The following is an 8,057-nucleotide window of genomic DNA, read 5'->3' as shown; positions in this document are numbered from 1 at the left end:
ATTTGCGATGGCGTCGTCAATGTTCACGCCTCGAACACCAGGTTTGAAGCGCGTGCCTGCACGGGAAGTCCCTGCGGGCACGCTTCTTTGTGGAACCCATTGAAAATGCGCTTCAGGACGAGGCGTCGGGTCGGCGTTTGACTTTGAAGATCACATCGATTCGGTTTTTGGCCCCGTCCACCAGCTTCAATGAGGACGGTTGGAGCACCAGGCTGACCGAAACGGTTCCACCCGTGGTGATATTTTCCAGGGGAATCTTCTCCGTGTAGATCGTCTGGATCTCTCTGAGCATCAGGCTGCCGCCAACCACTGTAACCACGTCAGGAACCGTGCGGGCATCTTCCAGAATCAGTCCTCTGGCCAGTTTGCCGGTCCATTCCGTCTGAATGGGCAGTGTTTTCTGCACCGGTATATCCAGGTTTACTTCAAGTGACAGGGGATCCACCTGCTTGAGCTGAATTCCGGGCGGCAGCGTGATGCTCTCACGGGAGATGGGTATCTGATTGCTTCCGGCAACCGCATTGGCCAGATTGAGTTTCACCTTGACCTGATCGGGGCGCACGGACTTGATCAGGGTTCCCGAACCGCTGAGCTGAAGTCTTACGCTGCTGGCCGATGCGGAGAAAATCTCCATCCCGGGATCCCGGCTCATGAATTCGACGGGGATTTCAAGGGTGATCAGGGTCTCGAGGCCCCGGGCGAAGCTGAACCAGATGCCTGTGATGCTGGCCAGGCAGATCATGGCGGCGATGCCCAGCTCTGCGGCCTGCCGTCTCAGGCCGTTGGTGGCGGTCACTTCACCGGTGTACTCCCGCAGTGTGCGGTTCAGTTCGATGTTGTCGTTGATGTGGATGATCGAATCGTCCTTGAATACCGTGACCCGACCCCGTTCTTCGGAAACCACGATCACGACGGCATCGGTCAGTTCAGCCAGTCCGAGGGCGGCCCGATGGCGGGTGCCGAAGTAGGAGGGCAGGTCATTTCTTTTGGAGAGGGGCAAAATGGCGGAGACCTCCACGATCCGGTCACCCTGGATGACGGTTGCTCCGTCGTGGACCGGTGTACCGTGCCAGAAAATGCTCAGCAGCATCTCCCGCGAAAGCTTGCCCTGCCAGGGAATGCCGCTTTGGACCACCATTTCGATGCCATTTTTCAAGGGCAGCACAATCAGTGCGCCCAGCTTGCGGCGGGCCAGTTCGTAGACGCTCTCCACGATGATGTTTACCGGGGTCTGGATCTGACGCTGGGGGATGCCCCAGAAAAAGGACTTGAAATTGCGGGTCTGCAATACGCTGGCAATTTCGTTGCGGAACACGATGATGATGATCAGTGCGGCGGCGGCGATGATGCCCTGCATGGCCCAGCTGGTGACGATCAGGCCCATGCTCACGGCCGTCCGCTCCACGATCCAGAGCATGGCGATAGCCATGATCATCCGGATTACATTGGTGCCCCGGAACAACACGTAGAGCCTGAACAGGATGTAGCTGTTGAGCAGGATATCGATCACGTCCTGCCAGCGCAGCCCGGTGCTGAATGGAATCAATGGCTCCATGGGGTCAGTCCGTTATGCTGAATCGCAGCGTGTGCATGAGGGTGTTGTTTTCATCGGTGACCTCAACCCGCCAGGGGCCCTTGTCGGCATCCCTGAGCTGCATGCTGGTAAATGAAGCCCAGCGGGGCGGGTTGATGGTGAGTCGTTTTTCTGTGACCAGGCTGTCTCGGCGATACCATTTATGGCTGACGTAGGTCTGTTTGGGCACCGGGTCGAATTCCGTGAAGCACGACACCCGGCCCCGTTCGATGGAAAAGACCACTGCCGAGTTTGTCGGTGCGTACTCCACGATGGTCTCGCACATGACTGCCCGGACCAGCGTCAGTTTGCCGGAAGTCTGCGCCTCCTGTCCCCGTGCCGTCCATGCTGGGGCAAGCACGAGGGCCAATATCAAGATTCTGCACACGTGTCGGGCTGCATGTCTCATGGGGCCCACAGTAGCGCAATCACTTTTTTTTACAAGCAGAAAACGGGATTTCCGTCCGATAAAAAGGTATAATTTGCGACGGGCATCCGGGGAGAGGCCGCCGGAAAATGATGCGCCTGAATTGGCGCCGGTGTCGGGGCAGTCTACAACCGGTATCCAAATGGGGTCCTACACGGGGTTTCTTTTGCGAAACAGTTCGGCCAGGGACCGTTGGACCAGGATCTGTTCGATGGACTCCTTTTCGCGTAATTTGCTGACCGAATCTGCATCCAGCAGCCAGCCGAAACCCAGTTTATCGAAAAAAACGATCTCTTTTCCCCTCTCCATGGTCAACGCTCCTTTATCTGGTGCCGGTCAATCGGTGTGCGGGCACAACCGGCCGACCGTCATTGGTGATCATCTGGCTTGTTGATTCCGGTATCGCCGGTTTTCGATTTTTCTTTAGCAAAGAATCATGACGGGGGGGATGGCTCAGGCAATTGCGGGCCGGGTTCTGGAATCATCGGCGCCGCTGAGGGGTGAAAAAAAACAGGCTGCGGCTGCAAACGACCGACCGGGTCCGGATCCAGAACAAGACGACCCCCGGGACCGGTCCCAGCCGTTTGACTGTGCCGGTCCTCACCGGGTGGCGGCCGCTTCCAGCAGGACAACTGCCCGTGATTGCTTGCCGTCACATTTGACAACCAGGGGCTGCGGCAGCCTCACATGGCTCAGGTGCGGGTTGGAGAACACGACCGGCAGCGCCTGCAGCGTGTCCCAGCGAATGATATCGTCGCTGCCTTCGGTTATGGTCAGATAGGGAATGCCGTTGGCCGTGATGTTATGGAAAAAATGGGATCCGTGTGAGGGGTCGGCTTTCAGCGCGTCGTTGCGAATCTCCACCATGGCGCCTACCCCGCTGATGTCCCGCCACTTCACCGGTATGCCCAGCCAGCGGTCAAAGGAGCCCCACCGACCGGGGCCGATCAGCAGGTAGGGTCGTTGCGCCTTCACCAGCGCCGCGTTGACAATGGCGATGGACCGGGCAATTTCGGGCGTGTTTTCAGGGTTGAACGTATCCGGTCGGACATAGACGATGTCGGCGAGGACCTGGCTGCGGCCATGGCCCAGGGCCTGACCGGCGTAGCACAGGGCGTGGGCGATATCCTGGTCGGTCACTTCCACGTCATGCAGGTCTTCCCCGGCCGACATGGGACGCATCTGAAGGATGTTGAAGGTTCCCTTATGGTCCGGGCTGCCCGTCAGGGTGATGGAAAACTCGAATTCCACCGCGCAGCCCATGCCTTCCCGACCCATGGCCAGCAGGTCTTTGAGCAGCCCGGGCAGCGGGAAGCTGTCGTATTTGAGAACCGGTGCAAAGGTGAGCACCCGGTTGCCCGGGATATGAACGCTGTCCCGGATGCGCTGCTCAGCAGGCACGTAAGTGCCGGCCAGTCTCCGCACCGGTCCTTCGGCCTCGGCATCGTCCACGTAACGCTTTTCCACATTGACACCGCGTTCAAAATAGAGCCCGTCGGGAACGCTCTCCATGCCCAGCGCCCAGAACTGGCGCTGGGCGTTGGCCAAGATGTCCGCCACTTTGGAAAACTGGGGCTGTACCTGGGGATATGCGGGTGAAAAACGAAGCGAAGGCTCGCCTTCGGGGATACCCCGGCCAAACCCCATGACGATGCGTGCCACCCCGTCATCCGCTTTCAGGGGCGCCACCGGATAGAAATTGTGGGACTGGGCGATGCCCGAGATGTCCGGGTAGAAAAACGAACCGTGCCGGCTGCCCACCAGCCGCTGGATGATCACGGCCATCTGGTCCCGGCGGATCCGGTAAGCCGTGCTGCTCAAAAAGGTCCGCGGGTCCCTGAACCAGGTGGAGGCGTAGACCAGTTTTACGGCGGTAATCAGCTGGTTGCAGCGGATGGAAAAGTCCGCGTGGTTGTTGGGCACCATGTAGGTCCGGTAAAGGCCGGTGAACGGGTGGTTGTGAACATCCTCCAGCAGGCCCGAACTTCTGATGGACAGGGGCTGGTGAACCGCCTCAAGGTACATGCTGAGTTGACCGGTCAGCCAGGGGGGCATTTTCCCATCGAGAAACGCCTGGGCAATCTGTTCGTCGGACTGGTCGGCCATGGCGGACGGGTCCAGCCCGTTGTGGGAGACAAAGGCGTCGAACCCCTCGGTGGTGATAACCAGGGTCTGCGGCACCTGGATGGCCACATCCGGGTAGCGCTCCTGAAGGTGCGATGACCGGCGCAGCAGATTGGCCACGAAGGCCAGCCCCCGGGCCTTTCCACCCAAAGACCCGCTGCCTATCTTTACGAAGTCGGAAATCTCGGGATCGTAGTCTTTGGAATTGAAAAGCACCACCACCCCTTTTTGCCGCCATTTGCGCAGGGCGTGGATGTGGGTGATGATATATTGACGGATTTCGTCCGCTCCGGAAAAGTCAGCCGCATCGGCTTTGCGCAGGCGCGAGGCCATGGCGATTTCCCCCCGCGCCATGATCCAGTTGGAGAACCGGTTGCGGGTGGCATGATAGAGCAGGGATTCATCGGGGATGGTCGGAAGGATCTCCTCGAGGGTTTTAAGATTGGCGGCCCGCGCGATTTCGCTGCCGTCAGACCGCCTGAAGACGAAATCGCCGAATCCCAGGGCATTCGAGAAGAACTGGTGGATTTCAGCCAGCAGATCGTCGCTGTTCTTGTCCAGAAACGCCGCCGGCACCCGTGCGGCCAGTTCCCTGTTGTGGGCCTCGTTGCTGATGAGCAGCAGCGGCAGATCGGGAATCGCCCGGCGGACCTCGCGCAGGAATGTGAATCCGGCATCGGCTGTGATTTTGCCGCCCTTGGGATAGCGGGTATCGGAGATGATGCCGAACAGATAGTCGCCGTAGCGCCGGTAAAGGGAGATGGCCTCCTCGTAGGTCCCGGCCACGAGAATTTTCGGGCGTGCGCGCATCTTGAGCAGCCGGTGTTCCTGGTTCAAGCTCTCCTCCAGCACCTCCTGGGTCTGGTTGACGACCTCCCTGTAGATCAGCGGCAGGAAATAGGAGGTGTACAGGGGCGAATCCTCCACCAGAATCAGAACCCGTACACTGGCTTTCTGGGTGTCGGCGGCGACATTGAGCCGGTCTTCCATGCTTTTGACGATGGCCAGCAGCAGGTCCGAATCGCCGGACCAGATGAAGACCTCATCGATGCCCGAGAGTGAGCGTCCCTCCGGCGGCGGGTAGATCCCCTTGGCGCTGTGGGCCAGCAAAACAACCGGCAGGTCGGCATGGGTGGCTTTGATCTGCGCTCCCAGGTCGAAGACGTCCATGTCGTCCAGATGGGGCATGGCGATCACCAGGTGGAACACTTTTTGGGCCAGCATGCCCATGGCCTGGGTGGCGGTGGCCGCCTGGGTGATCCGTGGGGGCCGGCTCAGGTTCAGCCCGCGGTACTCGTTGATGATTTTGGACGCCAGGCTGCCGTCCTCCTCCAGGATGTAGGCGTCGTAAGGACTGGCGACCAACAGGATCTCGAAGACCTTGTTTGACATCAACTCGTGGAATACCTTAAAGTGAGTGTCAAAATCCTGGTTCTTGAAGAATGACGGCAGGTTTAGGGCGTCTTGGTCCATAATCATCCGGCGAAATGGTTGCCTGCGCGGGTCGGGGGCTTCCGACCGCCCTGCAAGAATACGGTCGGCGGCCTCTTTTATCAAGTGAAAACGAGCGCCATCGGTCCAAGGAGCAGCATCAGCATGAAAATCAGCCGAAAAGCCCTGTGGGGCTGGGCCATGTATGACTGGGCCAATTCCGCCTTTGCCACCACGGTGATGTCGGGCTTCTTCCCCGTTTTTTTCAAGCAGTACTGGAGCGCCGGGGTCGACGTCAACCTGAGCACGGCCCGCCTGGGGCTGGGCAATGCCGCCGCCGGGCTGCTGGTGGCCCTGGCCGCGCCGATCCTGGGTGCCGTGGCCGACCGGGGCGCCGCCCGCAAACGCTTCCTGGCCCTGTTCGCCTATCTGGGGGTGCTGATGACCGGGGCGCTTTACTTCGTGGGCCAGGGGCAGTGGGTGTTTGCCGTGCTGGTATACGCCATGGGGGTCATCGGCTTTTCCGGCGCCAACATTTTTTACGACGCCCTGCTGCCGGAAGTGTCCGCAGAAAAAAACGTGGACTTTGTGTCGGGCTTGGGATTTTCCATGGGCTACCTGGGCGGTGGGCTGCTCTTTCTGGTGAACGTGCTGATGGTGGTCATGCCCCAGCGCTTCGGTCTGGCCGATGCCGGTCAGGCAGTCCGGATCGGCTTTCTCACCGTGGCCCTGTGGTGGGGTTTTTTCACCCTGTTCATCCTTTTCTGGGTGCCCGAAACGCAAACGGTCCCGCCGCCAGGCGCGACCACCGGCATCTGGCGCGGCGGCTTTGCACAACTCAAACACACCTTCGGACGCGTGCGGCACATGAAGACCGTCCTGCTCTTCTTATGTGCGTACTGGCTCTATATCGACGGTGTGGACACGATTATCCGCATGGCGGTGGATTACGGCATGAGCCTGGGATTTGCGCCCAACGACCTTTTGCTGGCGCTGCTGGTCACCCAGTTCGTGGGTTTTCCGGCCGCCCTGGTTTTCGGCCGGCTGGGCCAGCGGCTGGGGCCGCGCAAGGGCATCTATATCGCCATCGGGGTTTACGTGGCGGCCACCTTATGGGGGGTTCGCATGACCCGTAAGGAGGAATTTTATGTGCTGGCAGTTGTCATCGGTCTGGTGCAAGGTGGTATTCAGGCCCTTTCCCGGTCCTACTATTCGCGGTTGATTCCCGCGGACAAGCCGGCCGAATTTTTCGGTTTTTATAACATGCTGGGCAAATTTGCCGCGATTATCGGACCGATGCTGGTGGGTGGTGTGGGCCTTTTCGTGCGCCGGCTGCTCCTGCCGGTGGACCCCACCCCCGCGGAATTGGTTCACGTGGGCGCCATGGCTGCCCGCTGGAGCATGGCCTCGGTGCTGATTCTGTTTGCCGCCGGGGCCTTTCTGCTCTATTTCGTCGACGAGGAGAAGGGGCGGAAGCAGGCGGCGCTGCTTTGACGGAGGCGGCGACCGGTCAACGGACTTTCGTTCTTCCAGCATCAGGCTTGCCTGCAAATGGCTTGCATCTCGGCCGCCCGGTTGGAGAAAATCCAATCCACGCCGCGGGCAGCCTCCCGAAACAGGCAGCGCCGGGAATCGGCGAAGCCGGTGCCGACGCCCTGACCCAGCCCATGATGACGGGCCAGCATGGCTTTGGTTGTCAGCAGGTAGTGGCCGGCCAGACCGCCCCACCGGTGGTCCGCGGCCATGCGGCTCAAGCGGTCCATGCGCATGCGCGCAATGCCGACAAAGGCATTTGCCGGCAGAAAACCGAAATAACCGAACTTGTCGGGTTGCAGGGCCATCAGGTGGAAATCCTCCCCGGGGGCCAGGTCCTCGAGACAGTCCCGCATGCGGCGTGACTGTACCGAAGGCGTGGGGTAGTGTTCGCCCTTGATCTCGATCATCAGGTGCAGCCGTCCGCCGTAACGGTCGATCACTTCGGGCAGGGTCGGGATCCAGGGAAATTGATTCCTGATGGCGTCCAGGCGGGTGCGTCCGATCCAGACCGCTTGGTTGCACAGGCGCTGGGTATCCGGGTCGTGAAACACCACCGGAAACAGATCGCGGGTCCAGCGCACGTCCAGCTCGAGGCCCCAGACGCCGGCCTCGGCGGCTGCGTCAAACGCCGGCAGGGTGTTTTCAACCCGGCTGAGGTTATCGTGCTCGCCGCGGTGGGAGATGATGCGACAGGATTTCAGAAGCGGAAGCGGGGGGGGCGGGCAGGGCCATCGGCGATAGAACGCGTCCACCAGCCGGTGAAAAACCCCTTCAACCTTTTCTTCCAGCCTTATTTTCCGATTCTGCGGGTGATCCATGGCGGGATCAAAAAAGGCCCGAGCGCGGGGCCCTGCCCGAAGGCGAAGGTGTGCTGGTCTCCGGGCATGTTCCGAACGTCGGTCAGCTGCGACGATTGCATCTGGACGGACCCGACTTGCGTCACCACGACCTGCACGGGCGTCCAGG

At 60.3% G+C, this 8,057-nt stretch carries 6 protein-coding genes; 1 reads left to right on the top strand and 5 read right to left on the bottom strand.

The features are described 5' to 3' along the window. Nucleotides 1-112: 112 nt before the first annotated feature. From R6V78_RS06530 to R6V78_RS06515, 4 genes are all read right to left on the bottom strand, one after another. Nucleotides 113-1,555 (bottom strand): diadenylate cyclase, encoded by a 1,443-nt coding sequence (locus tag R6V78_RS06530; protein ID WP_410288533.1) that lies wholly within the window; start codon nt 1,553-1,555, stop codon nt 113-115. A gap of 4 nt (nt 1,556-1,559) precedes the next feature. Continuing rightward, nucleotides 1,560-1,982 (bottom strand): DUF2914 domain-containing protein, encoded by a 423-nt coding sequence (locus R6V78_RS06525; protein ID WP_410288532.1) that lies wholly within the window; start codon nt 1,980-1,982, stop codon nt 1,560-1,562. Nucleotides 1,983-2,150: 168 nt separating this feature from the next. Beyond that, the gene (locus R6V78_RS06520; RefSeq protein ID WP_410288531.1) at nt 2,151-2,309 is read right to left on the bottom strand and encodes a hypothetical protein; all 159 of its coding nucleotides are present in this window, start codon (nt 2,307-2,309) and stop codon (nt 2,151-2,153) included. Between the two features lie 291 nt (nt 2,310-2,600). Next, nucleotides 2,601-5,516 carry a PEP/pyruvate-binding domain-containing protein gene (locus tag R6V78_RS06515; RefSeq protein WP_410288530.1) on the bottom strand — a complete coding sequence of 972 codons (2,916 nt, stop codon included), beginning with the start codon at nt 5,514-5,516 and terminating at the stop codon, nt 2,601-2,603. A gap of 204 nt (nt 5,517-5,720) precedes the next feature. Here R6V78_RS06515 and R6V78_RS06510 point away from each other — a divergent pair, with 204 nt between their 5' ends. After that, entirely contained in the window at nt 5,721-7,049 is a 1,329-nt protein-coding gene (locus R6V78_RS06510) for an MFS transporter (RefSeq protein ID WP_410288529.1), read from the top strand. A gap of 41 nt (nt 7,050-7,090) precedes the next feature. On the opposite strand, the gene R6V78_RS06505 is transcribed toward R6V78_RS06510, so the two are convergent. Beyond that, nucleotides 7,091-7,909 carry a glycerophosphodiester phosphodiesterase gene (locus R6V78_RS06505; protein ID WP_410288528.1) on the bottom strand — a complete coding sequence of 273 codons (819 nt, stop codon included), beginning with the start codon at nt 7,907-7,909 and terminating at the stop codon, nt 7,091-7,093. Nucleotides 7,910-8,057 lie beyond the last annotated feature (148 nt).

The organism is Desulfosarcina sp., assembly GCF_046496365.1.
Classification (GTDB): Bacteria; Desulfobacterota; Desulfobacteria; order Desulfobacterales; family Desulfosarcinaceae; genus Desulfosarcina.
Note: the sequence above shows the minus strand (reverse complement) of the source record. Positions and strands in the feature narration are given on the sequence as shown.